Here is a 16,160-nt window from a genome sequence, read left to right as displayed (position 1 = left end):
AGGCAATTCCATGACACATTTACACGCGGATCTGGCCGAGGCGCTGCTGGTAGCAGCGCGCCGCGCGGGCGCAGACAGCGCCGATGCGATGGTCGCCACCGGCGCGTCCCAAGTGATCGACGTGCGCGGCGGCAAGCTGGAACAGGCCGAGCGCTCTGAGGCAACGGACGTGGGTCTGCGCGTGCTGGTGGGGCAGCGACAGGCCAATGTGTCCTCCTCCGATATCCGCCCGGAAACGCTGGAAATTATGGCCGAACGTGCCGTCGCCATGGCGCGAGAGGCGCCCGAAGATCCCTATGCGGGATTGGCCGATCCTGCGCAGTTGGCCCAAGGCTGGGACATCGCTGCGCTTGATCTGGCCGATCCCACGCCCGAGCCTGACCCCGCCGAATTGCAGCGCCGCGCCACCGAGGCCGAGGCCGCCGCACTGGCCGCAGAGGGCGTTACTCAGGTGCAGGCGGCCACGGCGGGCTATGAGCGCCGCCATATCTGGATGGCGGCCAGTAATGGCTTTGCCGCCAATCACGCGCGCACCGACTGGTATGTCTCCTGCGCTGCGATCGCTGGAACTGGTGCCGGGATGGAGCGCGATTCCGATGGCGACGCGCGCATCTTTGATGCCGATATGCGCAGCGCCGCCGAGATTGGCGCGCGCGCTGGCCGGCGCGCTGCTGAGCGTCTTGGTGCGCGCCGTCCCAAAACAGGCGCGTATCCGGTGTTATTCGACGAGCGTATCTCGACGTCGCTGATCGGCCATTTGCTGGGCGCGGCCAATGGCGCGGCTGTTGCGCGTGGGGCCACTTGGCTGCGCGATAAGCTGGGCCAGCAGGTGTTGCCCGAGGGTCTCAGTGTTCTAGAGGACCCGCATCGCCGCCGTGTCGCTGGATCGCGTCCCTATGACGGCGAGGGGTTGGCGACGCAAACCCGCGCTATCGTGGATCGTGGCATCTTGACGGGTTGGGTTCTGGACCTTGCCAGCGCGCGCCAACTGGGAATGACTTCGACCGCCAATGCCAAGCGCGGCGTGTCCGGTCCGCCCCGTCCCGGCACGTGGAATATCGCGTTGACGCAAGGGGAGTCCAGCCGCGAGGATCTGATCCGAGGCATGGGCACGGGCCTGCTGGTAACGTCGATGATCGGCTCGACCATTAATGCCAATACGGGCGATTATTCGCGTGGGGCGTCCGGCTTCTGGATCGAGAATGGCGAGATCGCCTATCCGGTGAACGAGCTGACCATTGCCGGAAATCTGCATGACATGCTGATGCGTATGACGCCCGCCAATGATGCGCGCACGTATCTGTCATCGGTCGTGCCGTCGCTGCTGGTCGAGGGGATGACCCTTGCCGGCGCGTGACCTGCCCCTGCTGATCGATGCTGCGCGGGCGGCGGGCGAAGTGGCGACAGGGTATGTCGGCGCTACCGCCAAGCGTTGGGACAAGCCCCAAGATGCGGGCCCTGTGACCGAGGCCGATCTGGCCGTCAACGACGTCCTTGAGGCGCGTTTGCGCAGCGCGCGTCCCGCTTATGGCTGGCTCAGCGAAGAGAGCGCACCTGACCCCCTGCGCGCCGCCGCGCCGCGCACTTTCATCATCGACCCCATCGACGGCACACGCAGCTTTATTGACGGTAGCCGCGCTTGGGCGCACGCGCTGGCCGTCTGCGACGAGGGCGTGGTGACGGCCGCCGTCGTTTATTTGCCTATGCTGGACCTGATGTATGCCGCCGCCGCTGGCATGGGCGCGACACTGAACGGCGCGCCGATCCACGCCAGTGCGCAGGCAGGGTCCGAGGGCGCGACATTATTGGCAGCCAAAACCATGCTGGAGGCGCACCACTGGCGCGGCGCGGTCCCCGCCTTCAAGCGCGAGCATCGACCGTCGCTGGCTTACCGGTTGAGTTTGGTGGCCGAGGGGCGGTTCGATGCCATGCTGACGCTGCGCAAGACATGGGAATGGGACGTGGCCGCTGGCGATCTGATCCTGCGCGAGGCGGGGGCCCTGTCGACGAATCGTCGGGGGCAATTGCTGCGGTTCAACAATCCGGTCCCGCAGGTGGATGGGATGGTGGCAGCAGGGCCGTCGCTACACCGCGAAATGATTGGCGCGCTGGTCTGACAGCATCCCGCGTCACTTTGCGCCGATCTTGGGCTCCGTCCCGGCGCGCAGCCGCGCGATGTTGGCCCGGTGCCGCCACAGGATCAGCGCCGCCGTCACGATACCCAGCACCAGCATCTGCCAGTATCCCAGCACCAGCATCCACAGGACCGCGCTGCACGCCGAAACCAAGGCCGACAGCGAGGAGATGCGCGCGATCAGCGCCGTCGCCAGCCATGTCGCGCAGCAGAGCACGCCGATGGGCCACGCCAGCGCCAGCATCAGACCAAGGAACGTTGCCATCCCCTTGCCGCCTCGAAAGCCTAGCCAAACAGGAAAGCAGTGGCCGATAAGCGCCATCAAGCCCGCCAATTGCGCCGCATCCTCGCCCGCCAGACAGCGGGCCAGCAGGACAGCGATTGCGCCCTTGGCCGCATCAAGCAGCAGGGTAGCCGCCGCCGCGCCCTTGGACCCGGTACGCAAGACGTTCGTTGCGCCGATATTGCCCGATCCGATGCTGCGCAGATCGCCCAGCCCCAGTGCGCGGGCGATTAAAATGCCCGAGGGGATCGATCCCAGCAGATAGCCGATCACGGCCCATGGGATCAGCAATGCGGCAGAGGTTTCAATCAGGGGCATTTAGTTGGCCTCATAAACAGGGGTTCCGGCGACGAAGGTCGTCATGACGCGGCCCTGCATCCGCGCGCCGTCAAAGGGCGTGTTCTTGGATTTCGAGCGCAGCTTGAACCGGTCAAGAACAAAGGGCTTGTCGGCATCGAACAGCACCAGATCGGCGGGCGCGCCGACGGACAGCCGACCGGAGGGCAGGCCCAACCGTTTCGCAGGATTCAGCGATAGTGCGCGGAACAGCGTCGGCAGGTCCAGATCGCCCGAATGATAAAGGCGCAGCGCGGCGGGCAGGAGGGTTTCCAATGCCACGGCGCCACTTGCGGCCTCCTCAAAGGGCAGGCGCTTGCTCTCTTCGTCCTGCGGAGTGTGCATCGAACTGATCGTGTCGATCAGGCCCGTGCGCACCGCCTCGATGATGGCTTGGCGGTCTTCTTCGCAGCGCAAGGGCGGCTTGACCTTGAAAAAGGTGCGATAGCCCGCGAGGTCCAACTCGTTCAGGGTCAGGTGGTGGATTGATGTGCCTGCTGTGATATCCAGCCCGTTGCGCTTGGCACGCTGCAGCGCGGGCAGGGCGCGCGCTGTCGTAATCTGGTCGGCGTGATAGCGCGCGCCTGTCATCTCCAGCAGCGCGATGTCGCGGTCGAGGCCCATCCGCTCGGCCATGGGCGAGACGGCAGGCAGGCCATAGAGGGACGCGAACTTGCCCGACGTGGCGGCGGCCCCTGCGGACAGCCCCGGCTCTTGCGGGTGGGCGATGACCAGCGCACCACAGGCGCGGGCGTAGGTCAGCGCGCGCGCGAATACCTTGGTGCTTTGCACGACATGGTCGCAATCGGTAAAGGCGACGGCACCCGCATCCATGAGAAAGCCGATTTCGGTCATTTCCTTGCCTGCGCGCCCTTTGGTCAGGGCGGCCATGGGCAGCACGTTGACCGGCGCGGCCTCATTGGCGCGGCGGCGGGTGAATTCCAGCACTTCGGGGCTGTCGATGGCGGGCAGCGTGTCGGGGCGCGTCGCCATTGTGGTCACGCCGCCTGCCGCCGCCGCCAGACCGGCGGAGCGAAACGATTCCTTGTGCCGCTCGCCCGGCTCGCAGACCTTGACGCCGATATCGACGATACCGGGGGCAAGGTGCCTGCCGCCTGCGTCGATGACCCGCGTGCCTTTGGGCATGTCCGTCGGGGCTGCGCCGGGGGTGATGCGCGTTATATGGCCCTCTTCGATCAGCAGACTGCCTTGGGTGACGGTCCCGGCCTCGGGGTCGATCAGGTTGGCGTTGGTGATCAGCGTTCGGCCAGTATCTATCACGAGGCGATCCACACCATGACGACGACCAGCAGCGCCAGCACCAATAGGACCACGCTGGCGACGCGGCCTGACATGGCGGCATCGGATGGTGTTTTGCGCTGTGGCTTGTCCTCATATTCGGGCGTGCGGGCGGATTCGTCGGGCAGCGCGTCGAAGGTGATGGGGTCGTGCGGCTCGGAAAAGGATGCGATCAGATTGAGTGGGGCGCGGGGCGTCAATGTCTGTGCGGTCCCGCCGAAGGCCCGCGACGTGATAACCATCAGCGTGCCTTCTTGCGCAGCGAGACGCGCGCGCAGCGGCTCGATCTGGTCCTCGGGGATCGCGTGGCCCTCGGTCAGATATCCGGCCAGACCGACACCGGTCAGGTCCGCCGCGTCAAAGACCTCGATATGCTTGGGGTCCAGCGTCTCGGCCCCCAGCGCCTCGCGCAGGGGCCAGCGGCCATTGCGGGCAGCGAACGTGGCGATTTCATCCGCCGGGATATCGACGGAGAATACGCGCACGATGCCGGTCTCTGTCGCTGTGATCTGGATTTTGTCGCTCATGCCATCACCGTTTTCGGGGTTGCCCGGCGGCGCAGGTTGCGCGCCAGTAGGTCCATTGCCGCCATACGCACGGCGACGCCCATTTCCACCTGCTGCTGGATCACGCTGCGCCTGATATCGTCGGCCAACTCGCCGTCGATCTCGACCCCGCGATTCATCGGGCCGGGATGCATGACGATCGCATCAGGTGCTGCATGGGCCAGCTTTTCGGCGTCGAGGCCATAGCGGTGGTAATATTCGCGCTCGGAGGGGATAAAGCCGCCATCCATACGCTCGCGCTGAAGGCGCAGCATCATGACGACGTCGACTCCCTCCAGCCCCTTTTGCATATCGTCATAGACCTCGACGCCGAATTCGCCGATCCCGGCGGGCATCAATGTGGGAGGGCCGATCAGGCGGATGCGGTTCTCCATCTTGCCCAGCAGAATGATGTTGCTGCGTGCGACGCGGCTATGCGCGATATCGCCGCAGATCGCGATGTTCAGGCGATGCAGCCGCCCCTTGGCGCGGCGGATCGTCAGCGCGTCCAGCAGCGCCTGCGTGGGGTGTTCGTGCCGCCCGTCGCCTGCGTTCAGCACCGCGCAGTTTACCTTTTGCGCCAGAAGGTCGACCGCGCCCGAATGGGGGTGACGCACGACCAGCAGATCGGGGTGCATGGCGTTCAGCGTCATGGCTGTGTCGATCAGCGTCTCGCCCTTCTTGATACTGCTGGCCTGCATCGCCATCGACATGACGTCAGCGCCCAGCCGCTTGCCCGCCAGTTCGAAACTGGCCTGCGTGCGGGTGGAGTTCTCAAAGAACATGTTGATCTGCGTCAGGCCTGCCAGTGCATCGCCATGCTTGGCACCGCTGCGGCCCTGATCGGCGTATTGATCGGCCAAATCGAGGATCGTGGTGATGTCATGGGGGGCCAAAGGCTCGATCCCCAGAAGGTGGGTGTGGTCGAAAGGCACCGGCATCTCCTGTTTGGCAGGTCTTGGCGTTATCGCATGGGCGCGGGCCGCGATCAATCGGCAAGCGGAGGTCTGTGCGGAGGGCGCGGACCTTGAGTATTTTCAGAACGATGAAAGGGCGGGATGCACTCCGCACTTTCGCCTGCGAGGTGGGCAGAGTAGCGTCGCTATATGGATTCGGCATTGGATTTTCACGGGCTGAGGGCGCTCCTGCAATGGCAGGTCGAGCTGGGCGTCGACGAGGCGATCGGCGACGTGCCGGTGAACCGCTATGAGGCGCCGGCCGCGGCGCCCAAGGCGGTGGCGCCTGCCGCGCAAAAGGCCGTGCCTTTGCATGCCGCGCCGGATGCCGAGGCGGCGGCGCGCCAAGCTGCCGAGGGGGCGAATGATCTGGACGCCCTGCGCGCAGCACTGGCTGCCTACGACCATTGCGAGCTGAAGCGTGGCGCGCGCAATCTGGTCTTTGCGGATGGTGTGCCGGGCGCGCGCGTGATGATTATCGGCGAGGCACCGGGCCGCGAAGAGGATCGCGCGGGGCGCCCCTTTGTCGGGCAGGCGGGGAAAATGCTGGACCGGATGTTGGCCAGCATCGGGCTGAGCCGCGAGGAGAACGTCTATATCACCAACATTCTGCCGTGGCGTCCGCCGCAGAATGCCGATCCCAAGCCGGGTGAGATTGCCATGATGCGCCCTTTCATGCAGCGGCACGTCGAGTTGGCCGCACCCGAGATGGTGATCCTCGTGGGCAATATCTCGTGCCAGGCGGGCTTGGGCGAGCGTGGCATTACCAAGCTGCGCGGGAAATGGACCGAGGCGTGGGGCAAGCCCGCGCTGCCGATGTTCCATCCTGCCTATCTGCTGCGCACACCTGCGGCCAAGCGCGCGGCCTGGGCCGATCTGCTGGCTGTGCAGGCCCGGCTGAGGGGGGACGCATCGTGATTGATCCGTGGCTGCTGCTGGCGTTCCTGCCTGCCGCATTGGCGCTGAACCTGACGCCGGGGGCGGATATGATGTTCTGCCTCGGACAGGGTTTGCGCGCCGGGCCAAAGCAGGCGATGGCCGCGAGCGCGGGTATTTCCTTGGGGGCGCTGGTCCATGTGAGTTTAGCGGCGCTGGGAATCGGCGCGCTGGTGACGGCGGCGCCGTGGCTGTTCGATGTGATCCGCTGGGTGGGAGTCGCCTATCTGTTGTGGCTGGCAGTCGGCGCGCTGCGCACTGGGCCGGTCCACGCCACGGGTCGCCCGATGAGCGTGCGCCGTGCGTTCCGCGAGGGGCTGATCGTGAACCTCACGAACCCCAAAGTGATCTTTTTCGTTCTGGCGTTTTTGCCGCAATTCACCGACCCCACCCGCAGCCTGCTGGGGCAGTTTCTGATGCTGGGTGCGATCATGGGCTTTGGCGGCTTGATCATCAACGGTGCCGTCGGCGTGTTCGCTGGGGGCCTTGGGCGGCGCATGGCCGGATCGCCGCGCTTTGCGCGCGGGTTGGGCTATGCCACGGCTGCGATATTCACGGCGCTGGCGGCGCGCCTCGCGATACTGGAAAGGGCCTGAGCCATGAGTAACATTGATGAAACCCGCAAGTTCATCCCCGTGCGCATCGCAGTGCTGACCGTCAGCGATACGCGGCAGGCAGATGATGACCGCTCGGGCGATACGCTGGCGGCCCGGATCGAAGGGGCCGGACATATTCTGGCCGCTCGCGCCATTGTGCGGGACGAGCGTGCCGCAATTGCAAAGCGTCTGCGCGATTGGTGCGAGGATGCGGGCATCGACGCCATCATCTCAACCGGGGGCACTGGCCTGACGGGCCGCGACGTGACCGTCGAGGCGCATCGCGACGTCTATGAAAAGGAAATCGACGCCTTTGGCACCGTGTTCACCCATGTCAGCATGGCCAAGATCGGCACCAGCGCCGTTCAAAGCCGCGCTACGGCGGGCGTGGCACGTGGCACCTACCTGTTCGCGCTGCCCGGCAGCCCCGGCGCGTGCAAGGATGCGTGGGACGACATATTGTCCCTGCAACTGGACTATCGCCACCGCCCCTGCAACTTTGTCGAGATCATGCCCCGTCTGGACGAGCATCAGCGCCGCAAGTAGCGTGCTTGGCATTCGGTGTGCGCAGCTTACATATAGACTGCGCGCCGCCCCAGCGAGGATCGCCCAGCAATGCAGTTTCTGCGCCGAAGTCTGACAGGTCTGATCCTGATGTCTCTGACATTGGGGATATTGGCCTATGCGGGCTACATCCTGAACGCGTCGGTGCAGGCGCGGCTGGCCCGCACGCCAGATGCGGGCGTGCGCGAAGAGCGTGAGTTCGCGGTCAAGGTCGTGCTGGCGCAGCCACAGGCCATCGCACCGACCCTGATCGCCTATGGCGAGGTGCGTAGCCGCCGCACGCTGGAGCTGCGCGCCAAGGCGTCCGGTACCATCGTCGAGCTGGCCGAGGCCTTTGACGAGGGCCGGCAGGTCGAGGCGGGGCAGCTTCTGGTGCGGATTGATCCGGCTGACACACAGTCTGCGCGCGATCGCGCGTCGAGCGATCTTATGGACGCCCGCGCTGAGGCCCGCGATGCCGCCCGCGGGCTGGATCTGGCGCGCGACGAACTGACGGCGGCGCGCGATCAGGCCGACCTGCAAGAGCGCGCATTGCAGCGCCAGCGCGATCTGGGCGAGCGTGGCGTCGCCACCACCGCCGCCGCCGAGACCGCCGAGCTGGCGGCCGCCGCCGCGCGCGGCGCTGTTCTGACGCGCAGACAGGCCGTCGCCAGCGCCGAGGCGCGCGTCGATCAGGCCGCGACCGGAACCGTGCGCGCCGAAATCGCGCTGGCCGAGGCGGAAAGACGGCTGGCCGACACCAGCATAACCGCCGAATTTGCAGGCGCGCTGGCCGATGTTGCAGTGGATCAGGGCGCGCTGGTCAGCAATGGCGAACGGCTGGCAAGCCTGATCGACCGCTCGGCGCTGGAGGTAGCGTTTCGCGTCTCGACCTCGCAATTCGCGCGCCTGCTGGATCAGAATGCCCAGTTGCGCCGCGCGCCAGTCACCGCTGTGCTAGAGGCATCCGGTACGCGCCTCATTGCGCCGGGGAGTATCACCCGCGCCAGCGCCGCCGTGGGCGAGGGGCAGACCGGGCGTCTGGTCTTTGCGCGGCTGGAGTCGGCGCAAGGGTTGAAGCCCGGCGATTTCGTCACCGTCGAAGTGGCCGAGCCGGTTTTGGAGAATGTGGTGCGCCTGCCTGCCACGGCGCTGGGCGCGGACGGTGCGGTTCTGGCGCTGGACGCGGATACCCGGCTGGAGCCGTTGGCCGTTACGCTGATACGCCGCCAAGGCGACGATGTGCTGATCCGCGCAGCCGAAGGATCGCCACCTCTGGCAGGTCGTCAGATCGTCACGCAGCGCTCGCCCCTTTTGGGCGCGGGGATCAAAGTACGCCCTATCGGAGCAGGCGCCGCTGCACCTGAACCCGCCGCCATGCTGGAGCTGAGCGAGGAGCGCCGCGCGCGCCTCATCGCCTATGTGGAGGGCAGCCGCGACATGCCCGACGCCATGCGCACCCGCTTGCTGGACCAACTGGCGCAGGCCCGCGTGCCCGCCCGCGTGGTCGAGCGGTTGGAAAACCGGATGGGTGGCTAGCCCGTGGCGCGTGGCATACCGCCAGCGGCGGGCGGCATCATATCGTGGTTCACCCGCCACCGCACCGCAGCCAACCTGCTGCTGGTGGTCATGGTCGTGATGGGCCTCGCCGCCGTGCCAAACATGCGCGCGCAGTTTTTCCCCGATGTTGTGGTCCAAAGCGTAACGGTATCGGTTGAATGGGACGGTGCCGGCGCCGAGGATATCGACGCTGCGATTATTCAGGTGCTCGAACCCGACATGCTGGCCATCGAGGGCGTCGAGAGCACGCAAGGCTCCAGCCGCGAGAATTTCGGCACTATCGCAATCGAATTCCAGCCCGGCTGGGACATGGCGCGCGCCGCGACGGATGTGCAAGCGGCGGTCGATTCCGTCACCACCCTGCCGGACGCCGCCGAAGACCCCAAGGTGCGGCGCGGCAGCTGGTTCGACCGGGTCACGGACGTGGTCATTACCGGTCCCGTAGGGGTCGATCAACTGGCGCTCTACGCTGATGAGCTGGTGACGCGCCTCTTTGCCGAAGGGGTCACGCGCACCACGCTGCGTGGCGTGGCAGCGCCGCAGATCATCGTTGAGGTTCCCGGCGTGCAGTTGATGGCGCATGACATCACCCTCGCGGAAATTGCCGCCGCCATCGCCGCTGAGGTCGATGCCGACCCTGCAGGCGATGTGGACGGCGCGGCGACCCGCGTGCGCACGGGGCGCGAAAAACGCGACCCGGACCAGATCGCCGCCATCACCCTGCGGGGTGCGCCGGGCGAGACACGCCTGACTGTGGGCGATGTGGCTGACCTTCGGGTTCTGGGCGCATCGCGCACGCGCGCGTATTTCGTGGGCGACAATCCGGCCATTTCCTTGCGCGTGGACCGCTCGGAGGGGGGCGACGCCATCGGCATACAGAAGACCGTCGAGAAGGTCGCGCGCGACATGGCCCGCACCCTGCCCGAAGGCGTGAGCGTCGATTTGATCCGTACAAGGTCCGAGCAGATATCAGGTCGGCTGAACACGCTTCTCGACAATGCCATGATTGGTTTGATGCTGGTCGTGGGGCTGCTGTTTCTGTTCCTCAATGCGCGCACTGCGTTCTGGGTGGCGGCGGGTATTCCCGTCGCGCTGCTGGCCGCGGTCGCGCTGATGTATGCGGCGGGGATCACGATCAACATGATCTCACTATTCGCGCTGATCATCACGCTGGGCATCGTGGTGGACGATGCCATCGTGGTAGGCGAACATGCTGATGCGCGCGTGAAATCCTTGGGGGAATCGCCGGTTGTCGCGGCCGAAAATGCCGCACGGCGCATGGCGATGCCGGTCTTTTCCGCGACTGCGACGACGGTGATCGCCTTTCTGGGGCTGACGGCAATCGCGGGTCGGTTCGGTGATCTGATCGCTGATATCCCCTTTACCGTGGTCGTTGTGCTCACCGCATCGCTGGTCGAGTGTTTTCTGATCCTGCCCAATCACATGAGCCACGCGCTGACCGCCTCGGCGCGCGCACATTGGTATGACGCACCTTCGCGCACCGTCAATCGCGGCTTTGAATGGGTGCGCGAGGCGGTCTTTCGCCCCGCTATGGCCGGGGTTATCTGGCTGCGTTACCCGGTGCTTGCCGGCACGGTTTTGATCCTCGCCAGCCAAGCGGCGTTGTTCGTGCGCGGTGACGTCACGTGGCGCTTCTTCAATGCGCCAGAGCGGGGCAGCGTCACGGGCAATTTCGCGATGGCGCCGGGCGCGACGCGCGCGGATTCAATCGAGATGATGCGCGAGATGCAGCGCGCCACGGCTGAGCTGGCGACGGAGTATGAGGCCGAATACGGTGTAAACCCGCTGGACTACGTCATGGCCGAGATCGGCGGTAACGCGGGCCGCAACCTGTCGGGTGCCGAGACGAAAGAGCCGGACCAGTTGGGCGGCATTTCCATCGAGTTGATTGAGGCCGATCTGCGCCCCTATAGCAGTTTTGCCTTTGTCGCCGCCCTTCAGGAACGTGTCGTGCCGCACCCCTTGGCCGAAACGGTCAGCTTTCGTGGAATGCGCAGCGGGCCGGGGGGCGATGCGCTGGACGTGCAGTTTTCGGGCGCGGATGCGGCCACTCTCAAGGCCGCGTCGCAGGCGTTGCAAGAGGCGCTGCTGGCCTTTCCCGAAGTGACCGGCCTCGAGGATGATCTGGCCTATGACAAGCAGGAATTGGTGCTGGACCTCACCCCGCAGGGTGCCGCCCTTGGCTTTGGTATCGACGCGCTGGGGCGCGAGTTGCGTGCGCGGCTGAACGGGATCGAGGCGGCAACCTATCCCGTCGGGCCGCGCAGCGCCGAAGTCCGCGTCGAACTGCCCGAGGGCGCGTTGACCGCTGATTTTCTAGAGCGCACGCAGTTGCGCACACCGGGGGGCGCCTATGTGCCGCTGGCCGATATCGTGTCGGTCGAGCGGCGCGATGGGTTTTCGACCGTCCGGCGGGAGAACGGCGTGCGCCTTATCAGCGTGACGGGCGACATATCCGAGGACGATCCGGCCCGCGCCTCCGAAATTCAGGAGCTGCTGCGCACCGATATCCTGCCGCGCATCGCGTCCGAGTTGCAGGTCGACTGGCGCATGTCCGGCCTCGCCGAACAGGAGGACGATTTTCTGAACGACGCGCTTTTGGGACTGATGCTGACGCTGGTGGGCATCTATCTGGTGCTATCGCTGGTCTTTGGCAGTTGGACGCGGCCAGTGGTGGTGATGGCGATCATTCCCTTCGGCCTGGTGGGCACAATCTATGGGCATCACGCGTGGGACGTGCCGCTGAGTATGTTCACGGTTGTCGGTCTGCTGGGCATGACGGGGATTATCATCAACGATTCCATCGTGCTGGTGACCACGATCGACGAGTATGCAGAAACGCGCGGTTTGATCCCGTCGATCATCGACGGTGCGGCGGACCGGCTGCGCCCTGTGCTGCTGACCACGTTGACGACGGTTCTGGGCCTTGCGCCCTTGTTGTTCGAGCGCAGTCAGGACGCCCAATTTCTGAAACCCACGGTGATCACGCTGGTCTATGGCCTCGGCTTTGGCATGGTGTTGGTACTGCTGGTCGTGCCTGCGCTGATCGCGGTGCAGCATGACGTGGCGCGCCAGACGGCGGCGCTTCGGCGTGCATTGGCGTTCCGCGTGCCGCGGGTGCGGGCCGCGATGCTGGCCGGGGTTGTTCTGATCGCCGCATGGTTCGCGGCGACGATGGGCGCGGCGATGTGGACCGGCGCTTTGCCGGGCTTCGTCAAGGCGCTGGTGCCGATGGCAGCACGGATTGAGCCGGTCGCGGGCGGGCTTTTGGCCTTTGCTCTAGGCGCCATGGTTCTGGTCGCGGCGCTCTATCTGGTGCTGGCGTTGGGCCAAGCGCTGCGTGCGCGGCCTAAAGCGTTTCGCCGTTAACCTGAGGCATCGGATAAAGGCGAAACGCGCGCAACGCTGATATGTCGCGCGCGTTTCGCGAAAATACCCGATTCAGGTTTTTCGCGAAACGCTTTAGCCGCCGGGGCAGCCTTTGATATCGACCACTTGGCGCGCGCCGAGGATCGTCAGGCGCAGTTTTGAGCGGTCCAGCGCGAAGGGCCGCCCCTCGATATGCGCCAGCCGGGTTTCGGCTACCAAAGTGTTTCCCTGTCGTGCCGTGCGCGGTTGCGCGATCCAGATGTTGGGATCGCTTGCCTCGATCACTGCTGTCTCGGGGCCGCCTGAGGGGGGCATCGACAGCTCGGCGCGCAGGTGCAGATCGCCTTTCTTGCCGGGTGTCACAATGCAGCGCACGCGCTGAACACCGGCCTCATCGGCGGTCAGAGGCCGGTCGGCCAGTGCGGCGGTGATGCGCGCGTCACGCTTGGATTGGGCGACCGGCAGATCGCCAGACAGGCTGAGCGTCATCGGAATACACACGTCGCGACACACGCCGATGTCGACCGAGCCGCTGAGCGTGACATCGCGCGCACCGCTTTGCGCCAGCACATGCAGGGGTAGGACGACGGTGCCGTGATAGCCGATGGCGGTCATGCCGCCCTGATCTATGCGCTCGGGCGTAGGCCACTGCACCTCGATCCCACGCAGGTTGCGTGAGCCGCGCCAATCAAAGCGCGGTGGGATGCCGATATCGCCGGGCGCACGCCAATAGGTTTTCCACCCCGGTGCAAGGCGTAACTCAAGCGCGGCCATGTGGGTCCCGTCGGCCAGTCGCCATCCGGGCAGCACGCGCGCGGAGGTAACCGCATCCATGGATTGCGTCAGGGCAGGCAGCGGCACAAGGCAAAGAGTGGCGGCCAAAAGGCGGGAGACAAGATGTTTCATGCCTATCCCTTTGCGCCATGGGGCGGCGAAAGCCAATTCACAATCGGGTCATGGGGCGTGTCGTGGGCGTGTCATGGGCGGATAGAGGGCCGGGTCAGGGCACTGCGGGGCCACGCCCTTGCAATAGCCCGGATGAGTGGCCATTGTCGGGCGTATGGAGCCTATTCCCGATACCGCGTCGCTGACGAACATGGACCTGACCGGAAGGATGCTGATCGCCATGCCGGGCATGGAAGATCCGCGTTTCGAGCAGTCGCTGATCTTTGTCTGCGCGCATTCGGATGAGGGTGCCATGGGCCTTGTCGTCAACAAGAGGGCCGACGATCTAAAACTGAGCGACCTGCTGGAGCAGCTGGATATGGAGGCGGCCCCCGATGCGCGGCGCCTGCTCGTCAATTTTGGTGGCCCGGTCGAGACGGGGCGCGGCTTCGTGCTGCATGATGCGGGCTATCGGTCGTCGATCTCGACACTGGAAGTAAGCGCAGAGTTTTCCATGACCGCGACGCTCGACATTCTCGAGGATATGGCAGGCGGCGAAGGCCCCACCAGCGCGTTGGTCGCGCTGGGCTATGCTGGCTGGGGGCCGGGGCAACTAGAGAATGAAATCGGGCAGAATGGCTGGCTGATCGCCGAGGCGAGTGCCGATCTGATATTCGCCAAGCCCAACGAGGCCAAGTGGGGCGCGGCGCTGGGCAGTATGGGCATTGACCCGATGGCACTGTCGGCGGAGTTTGGCACGGCGTGAGGCAAAGGATGCCTTCGGCGAGAGTATTTCTGGAACAATGAAAGACTGTGGCGTGCTGGACCATGCACGCGGCGCGCGATAGAGCGGGGCCATGCAAACGCCCTATGATCCGCCAATCTGCCCGCTGACCGTGCTTCACGAAGATCACGAGATGTTAACCGTCGAAAAGCCGGACGGCCTATTGTCCGTGCCGGGCAAGGGGGCGCATCTGGCCGATTGCCTGCTGACCCGTATTCAGACGGCGTTTCCAACCGCGCTGCTGGTGCATCGGTTGGACCGCGACACATCAGGTGTGATGGTCTTTGCCCTGACCCCGCACGCACAGCGATTTCTGTCCAAGCAATTCGAGGAGCGGCGCGCGCGCAAGACATATGTCGCGCGCGTGGCGGGTTTGGTCGAGGGCAAGGCAGGCGAGATCAATCTGCCGCTGATCGTGGATTGGCCGAACCGGCCGCGTCAGATGGTGTGCCATGCGACGGGAAAGCCCTCGCTGACCGAATACCGGGTGTTAAAGGCCGGCGAGGACGAGAGCCGCGTACGGTTGCGACCAAGGACGGGGCGCACACATCAGTTGCGTGTTCACATGCTGGCGCTGGGGCATCCTATTCTGGGTGATCCGCTATACGCGCCCGATGCTCAGTTTGCGCGGATGATGCTGCATGCCGAAGAGCTGCGCATCAGCCATCCCGAAAGCGGGCGGGGCATGTCATTTCGCGCCAAGGCACCGTTCTAAAGCGTTTCGCCTTTAACCTGAGGCAACAGATAAAGGCGCAACGCGCGCAACGCTGATATGTCGCGCGCGTTTCGCGAGAACCAGTGTCTCAGGTTTTTCGCGAAACGCTTTAAGGGCGCAACACACGGTCGGTCAGGTTGAGGCGGGACGCAATGATGGGGGCTAGCGCCTTGGCCAGTTCAGGCTCGCGCTCTTGCAGCAGGGCCAGCTCATCAAGGCGGTTCGCAGCAACGAGGTCCAATGCATCCATACGCGGGCTGCCATCTGCGTGGCGGGGCATGGCGGTGACGGGTTGCATCGCCTCGGGGCGTGGCTGCGGCGCGAGGCTGCTCAGCATGCCAGCGTCCAGCGTGGTCTCGACGAAGGCGTAGAGACCGACACCCTTGGCCGGTAGCGCGTAGGTGCTGAGGGCGATATCCGCGACCTGTGGATGGGCCATCAGCGCGGTTCGCAGGGCGGGGCCGTCGCGTTCTATCCGGTCCTCGGTGCCTTCGCCGTCGGACCAATTCATCAGGCGGCGGGTGACGAAGTTATACGCCCGCTTGCCCGTCGCCATCCAGATGCGCGAGGGCAGCGCCTTTTGCGCCAGCATGCTCAGTTCGGATGGGGTCAACAGGTCCGGTGCATAGGCGCGTTTTTGTTTCAGCAAGTGGCGCAGATCCTCGCGCGCCATGGTGCGGAACAGCGGACCCCGCCTGCGGTGAACCGAGGCGAGCTGGAAGTCGATCACAGCAGCCCGGCCATCCGGCGTCATCAGCCAGTTCTGCGGCTTTGCGATGTCGTTATGCGTGACCCCGGCCCGGCGCATGTCGCGGAGCAGTCGGCGCGCGTCGCGATACCATGCCGGATCGCTGGGTTTGGCCAGTTGCAGCGGTGTGCCTTGGGTCCAGCTGCGCAGGAGGCCGGTTTTGTCGACACGCACGAGGGCCGGACAGCCCTCGATGCCGTGCACTGCGCGCAGGCCTTTTATTTCCTTGCGCGCAAGGGCCCAAGCGATGGGGCGGGCATACCATGGCACGGTGTCAAGCTTGCGCAGGACGACGGGAAAGTCGGGAATGCCCTCTAGGCTGCCAGAGATGGTTTCAGAGAAAATATCACGCTTATGCACGGTTTTCGGGACAAAGGCGGCATTGGTGATAATGCTTTGGGGAATGTCTGGCAGGCTCATGGGGTCTGTCCTAAAGCGTTTCGAGTTTAA

15 protein-coding genes are annotated in these 16,160 nt (G+C 65.2%); 9 read left to right on the top strand and 6 right to left on the bottom strand.

Annotated features, from left to right (window positions below; all coding sequences use genetic code 11):
* The first annotated feature begins 10 nt into the window (after positions 1–10).
* Positions 11–1,357 (top strand): TldD/PmbA family protein, encoded by a 1,347-nt coding sequence (locus U3654_RS13905; protein WP_324752142.1) that lies wholly within the window; start codon positions 11–13, stop codon positions 1,355–1,357.
* A complete protein-coding gene (locus tag U3654_RS13900; RefSeq protein WP_324752141.1) occupies positions 1,344–2,117 on the top strand; it encodes a 3'(2'),5'-bisphosphate nucleotidase CysQ in 774 nt (257 codons plus the stop codon). Before U3654_RS13905 ends, U3654_RS13900 begins: the two co-directional genes overlap by 14 nt.
* Positions 2,118–2,129: 12 nt before the next feature.
* Here the strand turns inward: U3654_RS13900 and plsY are convergent, their stop codons facing one another.
* Genes plsY through U3654_RS13880 form a run of 4 tightly spaced genes read right to left on the bottom strand, consistent with a single transcriptional unit; the run spans position 2,130 to position 5,532 of the window.
* Entirely contained in the window at positions 2,130–2,735 is a 606-nt protein-coding gene (gene plsY, locus U3654_RS13895) for a glycerol-3-phosphate 1-O-acyltransferase PlsY (protein ID WP_324752140.1), read from the bottom strand.
* The gene (gene pyrC, locus U3654_RS13890) at positions 2,736–4,034 is read right to left on the bottom strand and encodes a dihydroorotase (protein ID WP_324752139.1); all 1,299 of its coding nucleotides are present in this window, start codon (positions 4,032–4,034) and stop codon (positions 2,736–2,738) included.
* On the bottom strand, positions 4,031–4,579 hold the full coding sequence (locus tag U3654_RS13885; protein ID WP_324752138.1) for a hypothetical protein: 549 nt from the start codon (positions 4,577–4,579) through the stop codon (positions 4,031–4,033). Before U3654_RS13885 ends, pyrC begins: the two co-directional genes overlap by 4 nt.
* Positions 4,576–5,532, bottom strand: coding sequence for an aspartate carbamoyltransferase catalytic subunit (locus U3654_RS13880; RefSeq protein ID WP_324752137.1), 957 nt, complete (start codon positions 5,530–5,532; stop codon positions 4,576–4,578). The genes U3654_RS13885 and U3654_RS13880 overlap by 4 nt, the downstream gene beginning before the upstream one ends.
* 171 nt (positions 5,533–5,703) lie before the next feature.
* Here U3654_RS13880 and U3654_RS13875 point away from each other — a divergent pair, with 171 nt between their 5' ends.
* From U3654_RS13875 to U3654_RS13855, 5 genes are all read left to right on the top strand, one after another.
* Positions 5,704–6,471: a uracil-DNA glycosylase gene (locus U3654_RS13875; RefSeq protein ID WP_324752136.1), complete on the top strand. Its 768-nt coding sequence runs from the start codon at positions 5,704–5,706 to the stop codon at positions 6,469–6,471.
* A complete protein-coding gene (locus U3654_RS13870; RefSeq protein WP_324752135.1) occupies positions 6,468–7,085 on the top strand; it encodes a LysE family translocator in 618 nt (205 codons plus the stop codon). Before U3654_RS13875 ends, U3654_RS13870 begins: the two co-directional genes overlap by 4 nt.
* A gap of 3 nt (positions 7,086–7,088) precedes the next feature.
* Positions 7,089–7,631, top strand: coding sequence for a molybdenum cofactor biosynthesis protein B (gene moaB / locus U3654_RS13865; protein ID WP_324752134.1), 543 nt, complete (start codon positions 7,089–7,091; stop codon positions 7,629–7,631).
* Between the two features lie 69 nt (positions 7,632–7,700).
* A complete protein-coding gene (locus tag U3654_RS13860) occupies positions 7,701–9,167 on the top strand; it encodes an efflux RND transporter periplasmic adaptor subunit (protein WP_324752133.1) in 1,467 nt (488 codons plus the stop codon).
* 3 nt (positions 9,168–9,170) lie between these two features.
* The gene (locus U3654_RS13855; protein ID WP_324752132.1) at positions 9,171–12,578 is read left to right on the top strand and encodes an efflux RND transporter permease subunit; all 3,408 of its coding nucleotides are present in this window, start codon (positions 9,171–9,173) and stop codon (positions 12,576–12,578) included.
* 93 nt (positions 12,579–12,671) lie between these two features.
* Here the strand turns inward: U3654_RS13855 and U3654_RS13850 are convergent, their stop codons facing one another.
* Positions 12,672–13,484: a protein-disulfide reductase DsbD domain-containing protein gene (locus U3654_RS13850; RefSeq protein ID WP_324752131.1), complete on the bottom strand. Its 813-nt coding sequence runs from the start codon at positions 13,482–13,484 to the stop codon at positions 12,672–12,674.
* A 190-nt stretch (positions 13,485–13,674) separates the two neighbouring features.
* Between U3654_RS13850 and U3654_RS13845 the strand changes: the two genes are divergently transcribed.
* A complete protein-coding gene (locus tag U3654_RS13845; RefSeq protein ID WP_324755291.1) occupies positions 13,675–14,229 on the top strand; it encodes a YqgE/AlgH family protein in 555 nt (184 codons plus the stop codon).
* A 91-nt stretch (positions 14,230–14,320) separates the two neighbouring features.
* Entirely contained in the window at positions 14,321–14,962 is a 642-nt protein-coding gene (locus tag U3654_RS13840; protein ID WP_324752130.1) for an RluA family pseudouridine synthase, read from the top strand.
* Positions 14,963–15,071: 109 nt separating this feature from the next.
* Here U3654_RS13840 and U3654_RS13835 read toward each other — a convergent pair whose 3' ends face one another.
* Complete coding sequence (locus U3654_RS13835; RefSeq protein WP_324752129.1) at positions 15,072–16,130, bottom strand: serine/threonine protein kinase; 1,059 nt, start codon at positions 16,128–16,130, stop codon at positions 15,072–15,074.
* Between the last annotated feature and the right edge of the window lie 30 nt (positions 16,131–16,160).

The organism is Roseovarius sp. Pro17 (assembly GCF_035599575.1).
GTDB lineage: Bacteria > Pseudomonadota > Alphaproteobacteria > Rhodobacterales > Rhodobacteraceae > Roseovarius.
The sequence above is the reverse complement of the archived record's forward strand: the minus strand, read 5'-3'. Positions and strand labels throughout refer to the sequence as shown.

Coding starts and splice junctions, on each gene's coding strand:
- U3654_RS13840 (WP_324752130.1), top strand. CDS start 14,321: ATGCAAACGCCCTATGATCCGCCAATCTGCCCGCTGACCGTGCTTCAC.
- U3654_RS13905 (WP_324752142.1), top strand. CDS start 11: ATGACACATTTACACGCGGATCTGGCCGAGGCGCTGCTGGTAGCAGCG.
- U3654_RS13850 (WP_324752131.1), bottom strand. CDS start 13,484: ATGAAACATCTTGTCTCCCGCCTTTTGGCCGCCACTCTTTGCCTTGTG.
- moaB (WP_324752134.1), top strand. CDS start 7,089: ATGAGTAACATTGATGAAACCCGCAAGTTCATCCCCGTGCGCATCGCA.
- U3654_RS13845 (WP_324755291.1), top strand. CDS start 13,675: ATGGACCTGACCGGAAGGATGCTGATCGCCATGCCGGGCATGGAAGAT.
- plsY (WP_324752140.1), bottom strand. CDS start 2,735: ATGCCCCTGATTGAAACCTCTGCCGCATTGCTGATCCCATGGGCCGTG.
- U3654_RS13875 (WP_324752136.1), top strand. CDS start 5,704: ATGGATTCGGCATTGGATTTTCACGGGCTGAGGGCGCTCCTGCAATGG.
- U3654_RS13885 (WP_324752138.1), bottom strand. CDS start 4,579: ATGAGCGACAAAATCCAGATCACAGCGACAGAGACCGGCATCGTGCGC.
- U3654_RS13860 (WP_324752133.1), top strand. CDS start 7,701: ATGCAGTTTCTGCGCCGAAGTCTGACAGGTCTGATCCTGATGTCTCTG.
- U3654_RS13835 (WP_324752129.1), bottom strand. CDS start 16,130: ATGAGCCTGCCAGACATTCCCCAAAGCATTATCACCAATGCCGCCTTT.